Below are 18,405 nucleotides of genomic sequence, written 5' to 3' on the forward strand. Positions count from 1 at the left end.
AGCATTAAAAGAGTTGGCCGGTTTTTAAAAAAGACAAATTTTCTATCAAGAGAGCACTCTAAATAAGTGAATCCGCTTTCACTTCTGTGGAGATAAAAAAACTGCCCACAAATACTTGACTCAAACATAGAACGTATAAGTGTTGTTATTTTGACATATTTTCGATATACTCATAATTGTGTGCAAAATGGGGAGAGTTGAACAAAACTATTCATTTAATTACTATTCTTATAGTATTTTTTTGGGAATTTGACATTATTATGGTTAAACAAAGGGGAATCAAGATGAAAAATCTAGTAATTCTTGGAGGCGGTTATGGGGGCATGAAGATCCTCAATGAACTTCTTCCCAATAACCTGCCGGAAGACGTCATGATTACGTTAGTTGACCGGGTTCCATATCATTGTTTAAAAACGGAATATTATGCGCTTGCAGCCGGTACGGTGTCCGACAAAGAAGTTCGGGTTGACTTTCCTGAGCATCCCCGGCTTAGAGTGAAATTTGCCGAAGTCATTGGAGTGGAGTCGCAGAACAAAAGGGTTATTTTAAAAGATGCGGAACCACTTAATTATGATGATTTAGTGATTGGCTTGGGTTGTGAGGATAAGTATCATGATGTTCCCGGTGCCGAACAATTTACCTATAGTATACAAAGTATTGAAAAATCCCGCCAAACGTACTCAGCCTTAAATAATTTAGGACCAGGATCGATTGTCGGTATCGTTGGTGCTGGACTTAGCGGAGTGGAGCTTGCCAGTGAATTAACGGAGAGCCGCCGTGACCTTAACATTAAATTATTTGACCGTGGTAAGCATATTCTTTCCGCCTTTCCGGATCGTTTGAGCAAGTACGTTGAAGGTTGGTTTAAAGAACACAATGTTGAAATTATCAATAACTCCAATATTACTAGAGTAGAAGAAAATACACTTTACAATAATGACAATCCGATATACTGTGATGTCATTGTCTGGACTGCTGGGATTCAAGCTAATAAAGTTGTACAAAATATCGATACGGAAAAAGATCGTTCCGGAAGATTGGTCATCACACCACGACACCATCTGCCTACGGATGAACATATCTTCATTGTGGGGGACTGTGCCAGCCTGCCGCATGCACCGAGTGCCCAACTGGCTGAGGGGCAAGCCGTGCAAATCGTTGAGGTGTTAAGAAAGCGCTGGAATGGAGAAGAACCACCTGTTGAATTCCCGCCCATTAAACTGAAGGGGGTCCTTGGTTCGCTTGGAAAAAAACAGGGATTTGGCGTCATGGCCGACCGGGCCATAACTGGCCGTGTCGCCCGGCTGTTAAAGTCAGGGGTCTTATGGTTATACAAATTCCATAATGGATAATCTTAAAAGGCTGACCTTTTTCTAAAAGTCAGCCTTTTAATCATTTAGCTCGATATCCATATTTCTTCATTTCTGCAAAAATTGTTTTCAGCCGGGGATTTCCCTCACCGACCACCTTTTCCTTAATAAGAACCACAGGATAAAACATATCTTCCTCAATGACTCTCTTGGCGAACTCTGCTTTGACCGGATCATTTGGGGGCTGATAAATATCTACATAGCTGATTTTAAATGGCTGCTTGGGGAATTTCCGGGAAATTGCTGCTTCAAGCCATTCATATGTTTCCTTGGATGACGGCAGGTTCACACAGCTTGGACATAATTGTTCAGCCCCATATAGAATAATTTCCACTTCAGTAAATTCCATAAAATCATTCCTCACCGTTTTCTTTTATTTTACTATATTCATAATCTAAATATAAGAAAATTACTCAATTGTACCTTTCTCCGATTTCTGATAATGGATTTTTCAAGCTGGTGTCAGTATAATATAATGTAGGAAAGGAGTCGATTATGATGTCAGAACAAGAAATGTTTGAACAAGTTTCAGAAGTATTAGATAAATTACGTCCATTTCTTCTTCGCGATGGCGGAGATTGCGAGCTAATTGATGTTGAGGATGGTATCGTGAAACTTCGCTTATTAGGTGCATGCGGATCCTGCCCAAGCTCTACAATCACACTGAAAGCAGGGATTGAAAGAGCACTCCTTGAAGAAGTTCCTGGAATTGTCGAAGTTGAACAAGTCTTTTAATATGATGGTAAAAGCGATTGCGGCTAACAGCGGCAATCGCTTTTTTTCATCCAGTGTTTCGTTTCCGAAAATGTCGTTATTGATACAACCACTCCAACAAAGGGAGATTCATTCTGTTAAGCGGAGCCCCGCTGATTTGATAAAAGCCTGCCAAAAAACGTTCGTTCTCCGCTGATTGTTTAATAATTTTGCTGAGCCACTCTTCCAATGACCTTTTTTCCTGCTCTGACTGAGATAAATAATAGCTTTCAACACAGTCAAAATAATGGAGCGGGAAAATCAGCCGTGCAAACAACAACCGCCATGAGAACGAAGATAGTGGGGCAATGCTTTGATATTCAGCAAAAAATTGCTTTACGTCAACATCATAGGTTTGGTTATTACGGAAATATCGCTCCCTTGTCCATTCGGCCAAATCACGGCTGCGATGATCGAATACCCAGTCAAACGGGTTTTTGATAAGATCGCTTCCCCCCCACGTTTTTGCGGTAAAACGTTCATGACACACGGTACCGCTGTCAGTTGGCTGCGGCTCGTCATCAAGCTCTGTATCGACCAAATATTGAATGGCATTCTCGGTCAAGCCCATATAATAAGGAAACGATTCAATAAACATCCGTTCAAATTCGTCCTCAGGAGTTTGAAACAGCAAGCCATTCCAAACTTTTTCCATCTGTTCAAGCCGTTTTTCCCATAGTACTTTCCACTGACCGATCCTCGAGGTCCGTTCTATTTGAAATGGCACCCTTCTGCCGCGTTCGTGGAATTTGGCCAGCCTCCTCCCTAATTTTGTGTGCCGTTTTTGGCGGTCAACTTCTCTTATTGCCAGTACACAATATTTTTGCTGCTCCCAATTAGTGAGATAGCTCCTGTCTTTTGATTGCATAATGATCGGGACCTGTTTGTCGCCATACGACCTTAAATGCTGTGAGATTCCGCTTAATTCGATGACATCGGCTTCTTCTCGATTGTTGGGATTGGTGATGATGTAGATCCAGCCATTTCCTCTTACGGCATCATAGGTTTTCATTTTGAGTTGTTCTTTAGCCGTAATCCCATAATGAGTTTCTAACAGTGTGGGTAACATTGTGTTCCACCTCTTCTTTTTTCCCTCTAAACTCATGTATATGTAGCAACACCGAAAAACTTGTTGACCTCCTTATTTTAAAAAATAGCGGTTAGCAATGTATTTTAGTTGATTGTTTTTCCTCATTTTGCATATGATAAATTAATGGGAGATTAGCCAAATTATACAGAAAAGGTGATAGTAGGAATGGCAGATAATAAAAAAGTTGACCTGACTGAAGAAACTGCACGCAGATGGTTGAAAGAAAGGGGTGTCCAAATTAAGGATATTGCCGAACTGGTCTATTATTTACAGAAAAAATATCATGAGAATTTAAAAATGGAAGATTGTATTGAGAATGTCGAACGTGTGCTCACAAAACGTGAGGTCCAAAACGCCATTATAACCGGGATTCAACTAGACATGTTGGCAGAAAAAGGGATGCTGGAAGAACCGCTGCAAACCATTATTGAAACGGATGAAAGCTTGTACGGGGTAGACGAAATTCTGGCCTTTTCAATTGTTAATGTTTATGGTTCAATTGGCTTTACTAACTATGGCTATATTGATAAACAAAAGCCAGGGATATTGGCTCACTTAAATGATAAATCAACCGGAGAGGTTCATACCTTTTTAGATGATATTGTCGGGGCTATTGCCGCTGCTGCCTCAAGCAGATTGGCACACAGAGCAGCGGGGATTGACAAAGATTAAAAAAACAGGATGGGTGTGCTCACCCTATCCTGTTTTTTTAAAATTCCCATTCTTCTAAGGAATCAATCGCATATGTCGGCTTTTTCTCGTATCCCGCCAACAGTTCTTTTGTTGTCACTCCGGTATGAACCAATAAGGTATCCATTCCGGCATTCATCCCCGCCAAAATATCGGTATCATAATAATCACCGACCATCAGCGTCTCTTCCTTCGGTGTCCCCAGCACCTTTAAAGCCTGTTCCATAATAATCGATTCCGGTTTGCCAATAAAAATCGGTTTGGTTTGGGTGGAAACGGCAACGACGGATGTCAATGAACCATTTCCCGGCAGCAATCCTCTTTCAGTTGGAATGGCAATATCCGCGTTCGTCGAAATGAAAGTGGCCCCATTCCTCACCGCTAAACAAGCAACCGCCAATTTTTCATAGCTAATCGCGCGGTCGATGCCCATTACGACAAAGTCAGCATGCTCTCCGCCAGGGTGAAATCCTTTTTCAGCAATCGCGGTGTTAATTCCTTCTTCACCAATGACATAGACGGAGGCATCTTTTTTACACTCATATATGTAATTAGCAGTGGCTTGACTGGTGGTAAACACGAGCTCCGGTGCTGCAGGAATATCAAAACCAATAAGTTTTTCGGCAACCTGTGCCGGTGTTCTTGAAGAATTATTGGTAACAAACAAATAAGGAATCCCTTTTTGCTTCAACCCCTTCACAAAGTCAGAAGCAGCTTCAATTCGCTCCGACCCGCGATACATTGTTCCATCTAAATCAATGAGGTATCCTTTATACTTTTTCACTACATTCACTCCAGTATGTCTAAATGCTCTTGATAGGCAGTATGAGCAAAGCTCGGGTAGAAATATTTCCATAGCCTTAATGTCATCTGCGGCACAACAGTTAGTTTCTAAAGGCAGAAACCGGCCCTAATTCGTTCTTTAAATAGTCACGAACATTTTCCGCAAAAATCGATAAGGCCGGTAAATGTTGGCTGAATTGCTCAAGAAGTTGTTGATGGTCAATATCCGTATAAGATTGAACAAGCGGCTTGCGAAAACTAATCAGAACCTTTAACGCCTCCCCGGTTTCCTGGGAAATCACCTTTTCATCCATCAGAATGTCAATAATATCCTCATAGCTTCCCGGATCACGCATAATAAATCCGTCAATCATTGTATTCCCGACATCCAATACGGATTCCAGACACATTTGCGTAATTCGTTCTAATGCGGCTTTTTCTAAAGGCGTTTTCCACTCCTTCTTGCTTACAAAAAGACGAATTTGCGCTTCTAAGTAGACTAATGTGGTTTCTATTTTTTCCCGATCAACAAAATACATTTATTCCACTTCCTTATGATTTCTAACCAATTTCCAGCTATATTGTAACATATTTTCCTGAATATATTTTTGTCTGACTTTACAATCTTATAAATTCCCCTTCACCTGGTTTATTTGTTACTATTAAGGAGATGTGAAATATGGAAAAAGGAGACTATCGTTTATGACTGAACGCTTTTTTCTCTATGATGATAAAGAGGAAACGACAACAAGATTTGTCAGTTTTGTTGGTGAACACCAACGGTTTGATTTAGCCATTATCCAAACAGGCCGTCATTATGGAAAACAGCTGGTTCTCGATATGCAGGGAAACCGCTTTGCCATCATTGGGCAGGATGATTTACAGGAGGAAGGCTATTTGGAATTTGCCTTTCAAATAAATGAAGAGGTTGCGGAGGAGCTCAGGTCTTTCCTGATAGAAGTGATCTAAATAAGTATCCACATGTTTTTCACATCCCTTGCCATACTAAGGGAAAAGGAGTGAAACACATGGCTGATAAAGAAAAACAATACGTTGACTTTTCCAATGTCGAGAAACAACGGAATTACCTAGCGGCCGAAGAATTTCCGGATGGTCCGTTTGGGTCCCCGATTCGCCAAGATGAGCCTGTTCAGTTGAAGAGTACCTCTTGGAAGGATGGTCAGCGCCGCTACAGTGCCTTCAATTACGAAAATAAATCACTGCATCAAGATTTGCCGCGGCAAATGGCTGGTTCCCATCCAACCCATGATGACCCCAACGGCGAAGAACAGCCGCCTTACAATGATTCTATTCACCGCTAAAAAACTCGCCCTTGATAAGCGAGTTTTATTTTTTTACCTTTTTTAACACAAAATAAGCACAGCCAAAATTACAATACTCAAAAAGATATTCACTGAGTGTACTGATTTTTGTATCAAAGGTCGCCTTTTGATTTTGGTCATCGAAGAAACCTTTTAACCGCAGTTGGCCATAACCCCAATCACCCACAATGTAATCATATCTCGATAAAATATCACTGAATCTGGCTTTAAAGGCCTCTTCATTAAAAGCGTTGCGATATTCTTGGATGACTTCATATGTAGTGTTATTAATAATCGTCACCATGTCTTTCACCTCTAACTCGGCACCTCTAGTCTACTTCTCATTATAACCGATAAACCATCAATTACTAAGAAAAAAAATATTCGCTTTGGCAATTCTAATGAAAGGAGGTGTTTCATTTGAAAAAGTTGGCCATCACCGCTGGCTTATGCGCCGCAATCGCTTTAACCGGCTGTTCTAAGGATATCGGGAACCGTGATGTTTATGAGGAATCCAGTAATACCATCAATGTCAATAATAAGCGCCATGAGCTATACCGGGAAGGTGGCGGGCAGAGTATCCGGAATGTCAGCAATGACTTTGGCTATGTTCGTCATCAAAAGAGCCCGGTGATGAACGATCATACGGCAAACGAGACCCGGATAGCGCTTGACCGTGAACAGTTAGCCCATATTATTAGTAAATATAGTGTCAACCTCCCAAATGTCCATGATGCGGCAGCACTTGTTACCGATCAAGAGGTCTTGGTTGCCTATACCACCGATTCAAAAAATCGTAACTTAACTGCTGATCAAGTGAAGCGAACCGCCATGTCGGTCGTCCCGAGATACTTTCGGGTTTATGTCACGGACGATAAAACCCTAATGCAGGATGTCGAGAATCTGGCAAGTCTGGATTCGACAAGCCGCCATGCCCGCTCACAAGTCAATTATCTGATTAATAAAATGAAAAAATCTCCACAAAGAAAATAGAAAAGTTGAGTTCAGGCCCATATGTGGATCTGAACTCTCTTTGCTTAAGCCTCTTGTGCCTTTTGTTCGCCAAGCAGCTGCTTTTGTCTGGCGGCGGCATTTACCTGTTCGTCTGCATGGTAGGACGAGCGCACGAGCGGACCGGCCTCGCAATGGTTAAAGCCCTTCTTCATAGCCATTTTCCGTAACTCTTCAAATTCTTCCGGGCTGTAGTATTTTTCAACCCGAAGGTGAGCTTTTGTTGGCTGTAAATATTGTCCAATTGTCATAATGTCTACATTATTTTTCCGAAGATCATCGATTACTTGGATAATTTCTTCTTTTGTTTCCCCTAGTCCAACCATTAGGCTAGACTTAGTGGGGATGGTTGGCTCCATTTCTTTTGCCCGGCGAAGGAATTCCAGCGAGCGGTCATATTGGGCCCGGGCCCTGACTCTCGGAGTCAAGCGTCTGACTGTTTCAATATTATGATTCAAGATGTCTGGCTTGGCCTCCATTAAAATCCTTAAGTTTTCTTCCTTGCCGCCCATGTCAGACGGAAGCACTTCAATGGTGGTAAACGGATTTTTTCGGCGGATCGCCCGCACCGTCTCGGCAAAAACAGCGGCACCGCCATCCGTTAGATCATCGCGGGCCACCGCTGTGACGACGACATGTTTAAGATTCATGAATTGGACAGAATCAGCAACTCTTTCCGGTTCGGCCCAATCCAATTCCGTTGGCATGCCTGTTTTCACCGCACAGAAGCGACAGGCTCGGGTGCACGTATCCCCCAGAATCATGAATGTTGCCGTTCGGCGTGCCCCCCAGCATTCATGAATATTGGGACAGCGGGCTTCCTCACAGACAGTATGTAAATTTTTTTCACGCATTAGCTTTTTTAAACCTGTATAGGAATCGTTGGTATTTAGCTTTATTTTTAACCAGTCCGGCTTTCTTAAAAGTTCATCCCTTTTGCTCATTTTCGTCCCCCTTGTTTAAAATCATTCTTCTCTGCCACTTTACCATACTCTCAGCTAGAAGGACAAGATAACTGGGTTTGGACAAATAAACATTTTCTTACAAAAATCAACCTAGAGACTTACCATTTATTAGCGATAATGAAATCTCTTATTATTCATAAACTAAACTTGTACTTTTAATCGGAAGGAGGATTCCTTTGCGAGTTGCTCTATTCATTGGAACCTTTCTTTTATGCTTCACCACCGCATTTTCCGGCAACAAGGTCAATGCCAAAGAGCCCAATCCAAACGTATATCAGGAAAGAATGCGACTTTATGAGAAGGTGGAAGCTGTTACGCAAATTCCCTGGTACTATTTGGCAGCCATTGATCAATATGAAAGAAACATCCGCCTGGTCCGCCGGGACTTGCCGAAACCGGACGGAACGCTGGGGATCTATTTTCGTCCGGAAGTATGGGCAGGTCCAGCCAATCCCAACCCTTTTGAAGAAAACCCGGCCATCATTCAATTCTTTAACGGGATCGGAGTGGATGGAAATGGGGATGGAAAGGCCAGTTTAAAAGACGATGAGGACAAGTTATATGCAATCGCCAATTATCTCCTTTCTTACGGAATCGATCACGATAATATAAAAATCGGATTATGGAATTATTATAAACGTGATCGGACGGTTGGCAGTATTGCCATATATGCCAAGCTGTACCGCCACTTTGGCCGGCTTGATTTGGACAAGCGGGTATTTCCGGTTCCGCTCCGCAGCAATCATAGCTATCGCAGTACCTGGGGTGATAAACGTGGCTGGGGCGGGCGGCGGATTCATGAAGGCACCGATATTTTTGCCGGCTACGGTGTTCCTGTTAGAGCTACTTGCTACGGGGTCGTGGAAATTAAGGGCTGGAATAAGTTTGGCGGCTGGCGCATCGGGATTCGTGATATCAATAATACGTACCATTACTTTGCCCATTTAAGCGGCTTTGCGAAAGATATTCAGGTTGGCCAAATTGTGGAACCGGGGATGGTGATTGGCGGGGTCGGGAGCTCCGGCTATGGTCCACCGGGAACCTCCGGAAAATTCCCGCCCCATCTGCATTACGGAATGTATAAAGATAATGGGAAAACTGAATGGTCCTTTGACCCTTATCCACATCTGGCAAGGTGGAAACAAATAGAACGAATTGAAATGAGAAGAAAATAGGACTATCCAATGGATAGTCCTTTTAATTACCTGATTTTTTTGTCTCCTTCTTCTTTTCCGTTTTGTTATCCGGGGTCTGATTAGGAACCTGAACCGACGGAATCAAACCGCCGCTGCTGTTATAAAATTGTGGTACCGGTCCGGATATCATTCCGGCGCCGACGGGAATACTTTGCTGCAGTTTTGTAATATCTGTTGCAAATGGGGTGATAAATTGAACCGAAACTTCGATTTCCACAGAAACTTCAATCCACGTATTGTTTATGCCCATTTCTTTCGTTTTAATTTTCACATCCGGTTCCACTTCACCGACCGCCTGGAATTTTACCGGAATTTTCGGCCCAAGGTTTCCTAGCAAAGCGATATTGGTCGCCCGTCCTAATGGGACATACCACAGAATGGCATTGTCTGCTGGTGCATCCTCCGTCTCAATTTCGACATCTGTCAGCTGTTCTAAGGAAGCGAGTCTCCCTTGCTTTGCCGCCCGGATATTTTTTTGAATTTGTGCGGTTGTTTCGGCCAATACCCGGTTGATTAAATCAGTGTTTAATTCCGCATTTTGACCAGTTCCATTTTCGCCTGGTGAGACAATTATGACCTTATTATTTTCTCCTACGTTTGTTGTTCGTTTGGTGATGGCGCGGTTGATAACAATTGATGCGATATTACGCGTCTCTGATTCGGCATAACGCATTAGCGTTGGTTCAATACCTTTATTGACCAACAATACTCCGATTGCTGTAGATAGCAGAAAAAAAACAAAGGTTAACAGCATTACATATCGGAATGGCAGCGCTCCCCGCCGCAGACGTCGCTTACGAAATTTAGCCAAATCCATCACCCCTTCAAGCTATATTTATGCTTGATTAAGAAGAACTAGCCCAAAAACTTTGCTTTGAAAAATGGCATGTATACCTTGCAATTGGCGGAATATAGCTCGCAATTGGCGTTTCGCGTCTTTCAATTGGCGGCTTCCGACCTCCTATTGGCGGTTTGCGCCTTTCAATTGGCGGCTTCCGACCTCCTATTGGCGGTTTGCGCCTTTCAATTGGCGGGCAATACAAAAAGCTTGCATCACTGCAAGCCTTTAAATCATTTTAAGCAGGGCTTCCCTGCCAATCATGCCTTGATAAATTCCCAGTTCCTCTGCCTCCAATGTGACGGACTCCAGCGGGGCATCTAACAGCTGGTCAATCGTCCGCACCCCGACTGCCCTGCCGGCAATGATTTTTCGATCCTTAAGTTTTTCATTTAAAAGACCAACATCTAAGGCACCGCACATGATATACCCTTTATCATTGGTAACGGCCAGTAAGGTTGTTTTCGGAAGCAAAACGGAAACAGCCAGAAATGTATGGCCGCTAATTTCAATAGGAGATAAATTAATCAAAGGCTCCCACGCTCCTTTCCTTACTAACACATTATGTCAAGGATCGGCTAAGTGTCTTAGGCAAAGGACTAGTTTTCAAGCTTCCATTTTAATATGTCCCGCATAAACTCCGGAAGGATATACCGTTTTTCCTTACCTGGGAGGACATCCTTGAAAAAATGACCAAAAGTAAACATATCGGGAAGAGCTAACGTATAAGTCCTGTTACGAACTATTTTTTCATTATCGATGAAGATACAGCCTGAGCGGAAATGAATTTGGTCATAAACAAATCTTCCGATGACCGTTCCCCTGAAGCCAAGCCCTTTAATTTGCCTGTGATGCAGGCTGTCATCCATTGATTCAACCAGCATCTTTGCAAGTTCCTCTCCACTCAGTTCAACCACACATGGATTGATCGGATGAGGACAAACCGATAATAAGTCATATTCAGTTACTTCACCTGTTAATGGACCTAACAGAAGCCCGGCATTGATCATCGCACAATCCGCCTGACACCATTCCCTTACTGCCTGACATAACAAATGCGACAGCTCCGTTTCCTGAAACGGATCACTATCAAGCGTGTGAGCTAACGAGGTCACCGTCGTTTTTAAAAGGTCTTTTCCCGTATCAAGATAGGACTGAATTTGCTCCCTTTCATTTTCAACGGCTGGAAGCTTGTCTACCTCATATAAAGTTGCCTGTTTATTCATCACCGATTTTTGCTCGTCCAATTCCAGCGTCATATGACCGACATAATAGCCAAATTTCCCAGCGGCCCCCAACAATGTATGGTTAACCAATTTACCGTTTTCCAGAACATGATGGGTATGCGCACCTAAAATGACATCCAGTTCCGGAAATTGTTCGGCCATCCGTTCATCATCGCGAATTCCTAGATGGGAAAGCAATATCACGATATCGGCTTGCTGTTTTAATTGTTTAAGCCGCTTTTTTATTTCCAAAAAAGGGTCGGTTCCTTTCCAGCCAAGCAAAGTATAAAGCTGGGAAAAATTTGCGGTTAAGCCGATCACAGCTAGTTTTGTTCCCGATTTTGTCTGATAAATTTTGTATGGCTGGGCCCAATCCGGGATTTCTCCATTTTTTTGATAAAGATTTGCCAGCAGAATATCAAAATGAGCCTCATCATACAAATGATGCAAATCACTATGGGGGAGGTTTACTCCCTCATTATTGCCAATCGTGACTGCCGTATAGCGGCTGTTATTTAACAGAGCAATATTGGCTTTTCCCTTTGTCGCCTCCGTCAACGGATGCCAACGGTCAATGAAATCGCCGATATCAAAAAGAAAAAACTCGTCGCCTGCTGCGAGATGCTGCTGTCTTTGTTGGTTTATAAACTGATGAATTCGCGGCCAATTTTCCAAATGGCTGTGAACATCATTGGTATGATAAAGATGGATTTTTTCCATAGTACAACACTACCCTATAATTCCTTGATAAATGAGCCGGACTCCGACAACAACAAGAATAATCCTGATGATCAAAACAATGGTTTTGCTCTTCAGCTTTGAGTTTAAATAGACACCAATTTTTGCGCCAATCCAAGCGCCGGGCACTAATGCCAGGGCATAAAGCCAATTGACATTGCCAAGGGCAATATGCGTAATCGAACTTAGGATCGATGTCGGCAGGATCATAAACATCGATGTAGCGGTAGCCACATGCGGCGGGAAGAAAAATAATAAAATCATCGTTGGAACCATTAACGAGCCGCCGCCAATGCCGAAAATCCCTGACAAAAAGCCAACGATGAAGGAAATAATCACCGCCAACACCGGGTTAAAGCCATATTCAAACGTTTTTTCGCTATTATCCGTAAAGCTGCGGACAATCCCTTTTTCCTTTTTATAAGGAAGTGGTTTTAGTTTGTCCCTGACCACCATGACAACTGAAACAAACAGGATAAACAGACCAAAATAAATATTAAATGAGTGCAAATCTAATTTTTCTGTGACCCAAGCTCCAAGGATACTCCCCGGACCGCTTCCAATGAGAAAAATGAGGCCACTTTTATAATCAACTGTTTTCCGTTTCATATACGCCAATGTCGAGGAAAGGCCGGTAAAAATCATCGTGAATAAGGATGTCCCTACCACTACCTGCGGCGTCAAATGGCTGAAGGTCGCAAGTGTCGACAAATAAAGCAAGGTGGGAACGACAATGATTCCTCCCCCCATACCGATCAGCGAACCCAGTGAGCTCGCAAAAATCCCGACTATAACTAATACAATCCATTCCATGTTTTCACCTTCCATAGTCTAAGCTGAGACTTGTTAAATGCAAAATCGAAGCTCCATTACCTTATAATAGCATAACCTTTTTTAAAAAAAGGAGTTTTAACATTGAAAAAGTATGATTGTCAATTCATGATTACATGAAAAACGTCTCCTGAAAATGCCTGGAGGAATTTGATAAGGTCCTTTTAATTCAGAATATTTTAGGGTATAATGAATGTATAATAAAAAAGAGAAGTGCTCCTAACACTTCTCCATGCAACTGCTACCGTCAGGGTGGTGGTTGTCTAAATAAATTTATCTTCGAAAGCCACCCTTGTGCTTCCGACGGCGTAGGGTGGTTTTCTTGTTATCTAAAAGTTGTTTCTGAAAGATAAAGGCAGCGGTTTCCCGTACAATTCCCTTCAGAATCTCTCGTAGCATCTCAAGAAATGTTCCATGATTATCACCTCCCTTCCCTAAAGCTTAGGAAAAGAAGACTGGCCACCCTCACAATATCCAGTTGCAACTCTATTCTAACATTTTCTACATACCAAAAAACCTATCAATATTCGACAAAATTCGAGTAGTACCTGTGGACCCTGATCTAATGAAATCATCTCTCAAATGATATAGCGATTATCAATTTAAAAAGTAAAATACAATGCTTTCCCGACTCGTATTACTCAAAGAAGCTTTTCCGGCTGATTCAAAGAAGCATTTCTTGCAAGCATACTCGAGGAAGCCATCTACACTGAACCTAGTTTTGGTTCCCCCGGCGCTTCCGTTTCCTTTTGGCTCAGGGCCCCAGGGCTCATGTGATGTGTTGCCGCCGCCGGCATTCACCTACTCGCAGCGCTCAAACATCAGCGACTTCCGGCGAATCAGCCTATCACATAGCCCACCCAAACCAAAAGACTACAGGTCGCCGGGGAATTCGTCTTTTCCTCTTTCGGTCAATTTCACGAAGTTTTTTTCAACAGATTCAAATGTCTCTCCAGAAGCCGCACGCTTCCTACTTTAAATCCTGACAATACTCCCTAATTAATTTGGCCGCGTATGTTTGACTGATTTGCAGATCCTTAGCAACGCGTCTGGAAGTCCGGTTTAATTTGTAAGAAGTACGAACCATCTTCCTTTTTGCCAAATCTATTGCTTCACTCAAGGAAGTAGGGGTATTTTTTTCAATTTGCAAATGACTATGGATATAAATGCCTTTAGGTAAGTCATCTATGCCTATGACCTCTTCACTTGTAATCACAAGCCTTTCAATGAGGTTTTCTAATTGCCTGACGTTACCAGGCCAAGAATAATAGGTTAGCCATTGAAGGCAATCTTCCGAAATCAATTTGTTCATCCCATACTTTCTGTTAAATTTATATAAGAAATGATAAGTTAGTGGGCTGATATCTTCTTGTCTTTCTCGAAGAGGAATCATGGTGATATCTACTACACTCAGTCTATAATATAAATCCTCACGAAATATTTTATTCGTTACCATTTCGCTCAAATCTCTATTGGTTGCAGCAATAATACGGATATCTACCATCTTTTCTTTAGTTCCACCAATAGGAAAAAATTTCTTTTCCTCTATAACGTGTAATATTTTGGCCTGAAGAGATAAAGGCATATCCCCAATTTCATCAAGAAATAATGTACCCCCATCAGCACTTTCTAGCAGTCCTTTTTTTCCGGAACGGCTTGCATTGGTAAAGGCACCTGAGGTATAACCAAATAACTCCGACTCCATTAAGTCAGGCGGAATGGCTGCACAATTAATTGTTAAGAAGGGACCGTTCTTTCTGCTGCTGTTTTCGTGAATGTAATGAGCTATAAGACTTTTACCTGTTCCAGACTCGCCAAGAATTAAGACAGTTGAGTTTGCAGCAGCTACCTTCCGAGCAAACTTCAGGGACACCATTATTGCACATTACGGGAGAAGTTGATTCCAATTATATTGGAACGGATCAGCGTTATATTCATGAGGCGAAGGATCAGTTAAAAATGATGGAGGGCGTGAATAAAGCAGCCTATTTGTTGAAGCGTCCAAAGCAAATCACACCGTACATGCGCCAGGCTATCAAAGAAGCACTATCTGTTCCAACAGGTCCAGTGACGATTGCCATTCCAACAAATTTCCAAGCACAAATTATTCCACAAAATCAATTAATCGAAGTGGAAACAATTCAAAATCAGGAAGTAAAAATGGACATTCCGGATATAATTGCTGAAATGATTTCCGAAGCCAAAAGACCAATCGTCTGGGCAGGAAATGGAGTAGTTGCTTCAGGTGCAACGGAGGAACTACAAAAGTTAGTAGATAAAATTCAGCCTGCAGTCGTTACAAGTGAATCCGGAAAAGGGTCTATCCCTGAAAATTATCCACTTTGCATCGGTAACTTTACATTTACCCCTCAAGTAGAGAAATTATTGGAAAGATCCGATCTCCTAATTAGTATTGGGGTTCACTTCCGTGGCTGGGAAACGAATGGATGGACATCTCCAGTACCCAAAAATCACATTAACATTGATTTAAATTCACATGCTTTTAATCGAAGCTTTGATACTTTGTATACATTGAACGGGGATGCTAAAAAAGTTTTACAGGCGATTAACGACGCGTTGGTACACAAGGAAATCAAGCCAGACGCAACATACGTAGAAGAAGTGAGGTCTGTCCGTCTAGCAGTTCGTAACGACCTTCGAATCCAAATAGGACCATACGGAGAAATTGTAGACATCATGCGTGAACAACTACCTGAAAATACAATCTTGGTAACTGACGTAACGATTCCTGGGTACACTTGGGGAAATAAATTGTTTGACATTTATGAGCCAAGAAATTACCTCTACATGACAGGTGGAGGAATTGGCCAAGGCTTACCTATGGCGATTGGCGCAAAAATAGGGCAGCCAAACAAGCCTGTCGTCCTTATTGCAGGAGATGGGGGATTCATGGTGAATGTTGGCGAGTTGATTACTGCAATCCAGGAGAATACACCTATTATCGTTCTGCTATTCGATGATGGCGGCTATGGAATTTTAAGATATTACCAAGAAGCAGCTTATGGCAGACGTACATCTGTAGACTTGAAAAATCCGGATTTCGTCATGTTGGCAAAATCAATGGGTTTTGAATCGGAGAGGGTACATTCAGTCGAAGAATTCAAAAAAGGGCTAGAGAATGCAGTCAGGAGCAAGAAACCTTATATGGTAGTGGTAGATGTAGAAGCCGTAGGAGTATTGGAATACAAAGAGTCGGAGGAATACATCGAATCTTTCCGTCCGCAACACGGGTAGGTTTTACTAATTATTCATCCAATACTTTTAAAAGGTGTTGGATGAGCTAACTCATCGAGCTGACAAGTATAAGGAACAAACACTATATTAATGGGCAAAAGGGCTACACAAGTAACTAGAATAAGCTTGATATTATAATTCTGCCACTCAGGAAGTTATTGCCTGATCTCTGAAGCTAACTAAAGATAAACAGAAGAAGACACTAAAATAGCAGAAAAAAGGCTTTAAAGGGAGCTGGACCAATTAATCCTCCTAAGAGAGGGCTACAGTTTTACTTCAGAGTATTGATTACCTCATTCATCAATTATATTGAAACTTTAAAGATCAGTTTTTTAGTTTGATAAGCAAAATATAAGCTCAACAAAATATATAAGGATGGTGAAATATGAATAAGAGAATTTTAATATTTATATTAACTCTAATACCAGCTTTGGGTTCACTTGTTGTAATAAATCGGGTGGAACCCTATGTACTTGGATTACCATTTGTTCTTTTTTGGGCTATTTGCTGGGTTGTTCTAACATCTTTGTTTTTGGTCTCTGCTAATAAACTGCAGGCCTTAGATGGGGAGGAAGAAGACCTATGAATACTGCCCTTTTAGTATTACTTTTTTTCTAGTTCTATGTATATTTTTAGGATTGCAGGCCCGTAAAGGCAAGGACATGAATATGGAACAGTGGTCTGTCGGAGGAAGAGGTTTTGGAAGTTTATTAATGTTCTTCTTGTTAGCAGGTGAGATGTTTACCACCTATACCTTCTTAGGAGCGAGTGGCGGTGCTTATAGAGCTGGAATGCCAACAGCCCTATACGCTTTTAACTGCTTCTATTTTGTAATCGCTTACTGGTTATTGCCTCCTATTTGGAAATATGCAAAACAAAATAATGTTATATCCCAATCAGATTTCTATGAAAAAAAGTATAATAGCAAACCTCTCGGAGTTCTCGTTGCAGTAATAAGTATTATTGCCGTAATCCCCTATTTAGTGATGCAGTTAAAAGGATTAGGAATCATTGTATCTGAGGCATCCTATGGCTCTATTTCGCCTCACATGGCAATAGTGATAGGTGTTAGTGCCGTCACGATTTATGTAACGGTATCAGGAATGCATGGGGCCGCATGGACAGCTATTATTAAAGATATTCTAATCCTGTCTGTTGTTGTTTTTATGGGTATTTATTTTCCTTTACATTATTACGATGGAATACAACCGATGTTTGAGGCTATCAATACGGCGAAACATGAAATGTTAATATTCCCTAAACAAGGTTTAAGTATATCGTGGTTTATTTCTGCTACTATTATGACGGCACTAGCCTTTTACATGTTTCCACATATGCTTGCAGGGGTATTCTCTGCTAAAAGTGCAAAATCACTACGTGTGAATGCAGGGATAATGCCCATTTACCAAGTTATTATTGTATTTTCCATACTTATCGGCTTTTCGGCTATTCTTCAAGCACCAAATTTAAAGGGACCAGATACAGACCTAGCTTTGTTTAAAATGGCAAAAATGTCTTTTGACCCTTGGTTTGTCGGTATGATTGGAGCAGCTGGAGCAATGGCTGCTTTAATCCCGAGTTCATTAGTACTGACGGCAACTGCCACGATTATATCTAAAAACATATATAAAGTATGGAAACCACAAACCACAGATCAACAGTTGGCGAGATTAACCAGATTGTTAGTTCCTGTCGTTGCAATAGTAACACTTTACTTTACATTCAATGGCGGTGATACAATTCTTACTCTATATCTCATGTCTTATAGTTTTATGACACAGTTATTCCCAGCACTGTTTTTTAGCCTTTGGAAAAAGAATCCTGTTACCGTTCAGGGGGCTTCTGCTGGGATGATTGTAAGCATTGTTATCGTCGCATATTTGACTATTACTGAAAAATCAATTGCCACATTCTTCCCATCCCTTCCACAAGTAATAAAAGATTTAGATATAGGATTAGCAGTATTAATTATCAATATTGTTGTAACGTTAGGTGTAAGTATACTAACAAGGAAGTCCATTACTATAGTTAAAGGAAATACTGATATTAGCGATCCAGCTTGATACTTCTATGAAGTAACGAGAGAAAAAAGGTAAAAAATGGAGGAACCAACTTCTATTTTAACAAAGATAAGTTGGTTCCTTTTGTTATCCGATCAAAAGAAGTTATTTCCAAGCTGAGCCAAGAATCGCAGCATGGAAGCCGGCCGGGTCTTCTCTGGCCCCTGCTTCAGAAGGCCGGGCTGCACTTAATACATAGATTGAGAACTATCAATAAGGACGCAGGATACCGCCCCCTCCTCCCCCCATTGTGCAATGCGTTTTGCGACAAAAAAGT

At 41.7% G+C, this 18,405-nt stretch carries 21 protein-coding genes; 10 read left to right on the forward strand and 11 right to left on the reverse strand.

The window, feature by feature from the left end; all coding sequences use genetic code 11:
- Nucleotides 1-284: 284 nt before the first annotated feature.
- Nucleotides 285-1,352, forward strand: a complete 1,068-nt coding sequence (locus JK635_RS22070) for an NAD(P)/FAD-dependent oxidoreductase (protein ID WP_202656092.1) — start codon at nt 285-287, stop codon at nt 1,350-1,352.
- A 40-nt stretch (nt 1,353-1,392) separates the two neighbouring features.
- Here the strand turns inward: JK635_RS22070 and JK635_RS22075 are convergent, their stop codons facing one another.
- On the reverse strand, nt 1,393-1,719 hold the full coding sequence (locus tag JK635_RS22075) for a YuzD family protein (RefSeq protein WP_202656093.1): 327 nt from the start codon (nt 1,717-1,719) through the stop codon (nt 1,393-1,395).
- Between the two features lie 146 nt (nt 1,720-1,865).
- On the opposite strand from JK635_RS22075, the gene JK635_RS22080 reads away from it, so the two are divergent.
- Nucleotides 1,866-2,105 (forward strand): NifU family protein, encoded by a 240-nt coding sequence (locus JK635_RS22080; RefSeq protein ID WP_235888318.1) that lies wholly within the window; start codon nt 1,866-1,868, stop codon nt 2,103-2,105.
- A 76-nt stretch (nt 2,106-2,181) separates the two neighbouring features.
- Here the strand turns inward: JK635_RS22080 and yutH are convergent, their stop codons facing one another.
- Complete coding sequence (gene yutH / locus JK635_RS22085) at nt 2,182-3,192, reverse strand: spore coat putative kinase YutH (protein WP_202656094.1); 1,011 nt, start codon at nt 3,190-3,192, stop codon at nt 2,182-2,184.
- Nucleotides 3,193-3,378: 186 nt separating this feature from the next.
- Between yutH and JK635_RS22090 the strand changes: the two genes are divergently transcribed.
- Entirely contained in the window at nt 3,379-3,885 is a 507-nt protein-coding gene (locus JK635_RS22090; RefSeq protein ID WP_202656095.1) for a phosphatidylglycerophosphatase A family protein, read from the forward strand.
- A 37-nt stretch (nt 3,886-3,922) separates the two neighbouring features.
- Here JK635_RS22090 and JK635_RS22095 read toward each other — a convergent pair whose 3' ends face one another.
- The gene (locus tag JK635_RS22095; RefSeq protein WP_202656096.1) at nt 3,923-4,687 is read right to left on the reverse strand and encodes a TIGR01457 family HAD-type hydrolase; all 765 of its coding nucleotides are present in this window, start codon (nt 4,685-4,687) and stop codon (nt 3,923-3,925) included.
- A gap of 100 nt (nt 4,688-4,787) precedes the next feature.
- A complete protein-coding gene (locus JK635_RS22100; protein WP_202656097.1) occupies nt 4,788-5,225 on the reverse strand; it encodes a DUF86 domain-containing protein in 438 nt (145 codons plus the stop codon).
- Between the two features lie 163 nt (nt 5,226-5,388).
- On the opposite strand from JK635_RS22100, the gene JK635_RS22105 reads away from it, so the two are divergent.
- On the forward strand, nt 5,389-5,655 hold the full coding sequence (locus JK635_RS22105; protein WP_202656098.1) for a DUF3055 domain-containing protein: 267 nt from the start codon (nt 5,389-5,391) through the stop codon (nt 5,653-5,655).
- A gap of 59 nt (nt 5,656-5,714) precedes the next feature.
- Nucleotides 5,715-6,008, forward strand: coding sequence for a cytosolic protein (locus tag JK635_RS22110; protein ID WP_202656099.1), 294 nt, complete (start codon nt 5,715-5,717; stop codon nt 6,006-6,008).
- A 25-nt stretch (nt 6,009-6,033) separates the two neighbouring features.
- Here JK635_RS22110 and JK635_RS22115 read toward each other — a convergent pair whose 3' ends face one another.
- The gene (locus JK635_RS22115) at nt 6,034-6,312 is read right to left on the reverse strand and encodes a YutD family protein (RefSeq protein ID WP_235888319.1); all 279 of its coding nucleotides are present in this window, start codon (nt 6,310-6,312) and stop codon (nt 6,034-6,036) included.
- A 116-nt stretch (nt 6,313-6,428) separates the two neighbouring features.
- Between JK635_RS22115 and JK635_RS22120 the strand changes: the two genes are divergently transcribed.
- Nucleotides 6,429-7,001 carry a YhcN/YlaJ family sporulation lipoprotein gene (locus tag JK635_RS22120; RefSeq protein WP_202656100.1) on the forward strand — a complete coding sequence of 191 codons (573 nt, stop codon included), beginning with the start codon at nt 6,429-6,431 and terminating at the stop codon, nt 6,999-7,001.
- A gap of 44 nt (nt 7,002-7,045) precedes the next feature.
- Here JK635_RS22120 and lipA read toward each other — a convergent pair whose 3' ends face one another.
- Nucleotides 7,046-7,963 (reverse strand): lipoyl synthase, encoded by a 918-nt coding sequence (lipA, locus tag JK635_RS22125; RefSeq protein WP_202656101.1) that lies wholly within the window; start codon nt 7,961-7,963, stop codon nt 7,046-7,048.
- A gap of 197 nt (nt 7,964-8,160) precedes the next feature.
- On the opposite strand from lipA, the gene JK635_RS22130 reads away from it, so the two are divergent.
- The gene (locus tag JK635_RS22130; protein WP_235888320.1) at nt 8,161-9,159 is read left to right on the forward strand and encodes a M23 family metallopeptidase; all 999 of its coding nucleotides are present in this window, start codon (nt 8,161-8,163) and stop codon (nt 9,157-9,159) included.
- 22 nt (nt 9,160-9,181) lie between these two features.
- On the opposite strand, the gene yunB is transcribed toward JK635_RS22130, so the two are convergent.
- From yunB to JK635_RS22155, 5 genes are all read right to left on the reverse strand, one after another.
- The gene (gene yunB, locus JK635_RS22135) at nt 9,182-9,991 is read right to left on the reverse strand and encodes a sporulation protein YunB (protein ID WP_202656102.1); all 810 of its coding nucleotides are present in this window, start codon (nt 9,989-9,991) and stop codon (nt 9,182-9,184) included.
- Between the two features lie 255 nt (nt 9,992-10,246).
- On the reverse strand, nt 10,247-10,549 hold the full coding sequence (locus JK635_RS22140) for a YunC family protein (RefSeq protein WP_202656103.1): 303 nt from the start codon (nt 10,547-10,549) through the stop codon (nt 10,247-10,249).
- Nucleotides 10,550-10,617: 68 nt separating this feature from the next.
- Entirely contained in the window at nt 10,618-11,964 is a 1,347-nt protein-coding gene (locus JK635_RS22145; RefSeq protein WP_202656104.1) for a bifunctional metallophosphatase/5'-nucleotidase, read from the reverse strand.
- Nucleotides 11,965-11,973: 9 nt separating this feature from the next.
- Nucleotides 11,974-12,795: a sulfite exporter TauE/SafE family protein gene (locus JK635_RS22150; protein WP_202656105.1), complete on the reverse strand. Its 822-nt coding sequence runs from the start codon at nt 12,793-12,795 to the stop codon at nt 11,974-11,976.
- A 988-nt stretch (nt 12,796-13,783) separates the two neighbouring features.
- A complete protein-coding gene (locus JK635_RS22155; protein WP_202656106.1) occupies nt 13,784-14,689 on the reverse strand; it encodes a sigma-54 interaction domain-containing protein in 906 nt (301 codons plus the stop codon).
- A gap of 2 nt (nt 14,690-14,691) precedes the next feature.
- On the opposite strand from JK635_RS22155, the gene JK635_RS22160 reads away from it, so the two are divergent.
- From JK635_RS22160 to JK635_RS22170, 3 genes are all read left to right on the forward strand, one after another.
- Nucleotides 14,692-16,068 (forward strand): thiamine pyrophosphate-dependent enzyme, encoded by a 1,377-nt coding sequence (locus JK635_RS22160; RefSeq protein ID WP_235888321.1) that lies wholly within the window; start codon nt 14,692-14,694, stop codon nt 16,066-16,068.
- A 385-nt stretch (nt 16,069-16,453) separates the two neighbouring features.
- Complete coding sequence (locus JK635_RS22165) at nt 16,454-16,654, forward strand: DUF3311 domain-containing protein (RefSeq protein WP_202656107.1); 201 nt, start codon at nt 16,454-16,456, stop codon at nt 16,652-16,654.
- Nucleotides 16,655-16,730: 76 nt separating this feature from the next.
- The gene (locus JK635_RS22170; RefSeq protein WP_202656318.1) at nt 16,731-18,131 is read left to right on the forward strand and encodes a sodium:solute symporter family protein; all 1,401 of its coding nucleotides are present in this window, start codon (nt 16,731-16,733) and stop codon (nt 18,129-18,131) included.
- Nucleotides 18,132-18,405 lie beyond the last annotated feature (274 nt).

The sequence above is a fragment of the Neobacillus paridis genome, from assembly GCF_016765675.1.
Taxonomy (GTDB): Bacteria; Bacillota; Bacilli; order Bacillales; family Cytobacillaceae; genus Neobacillus; species Neobacillus paridis.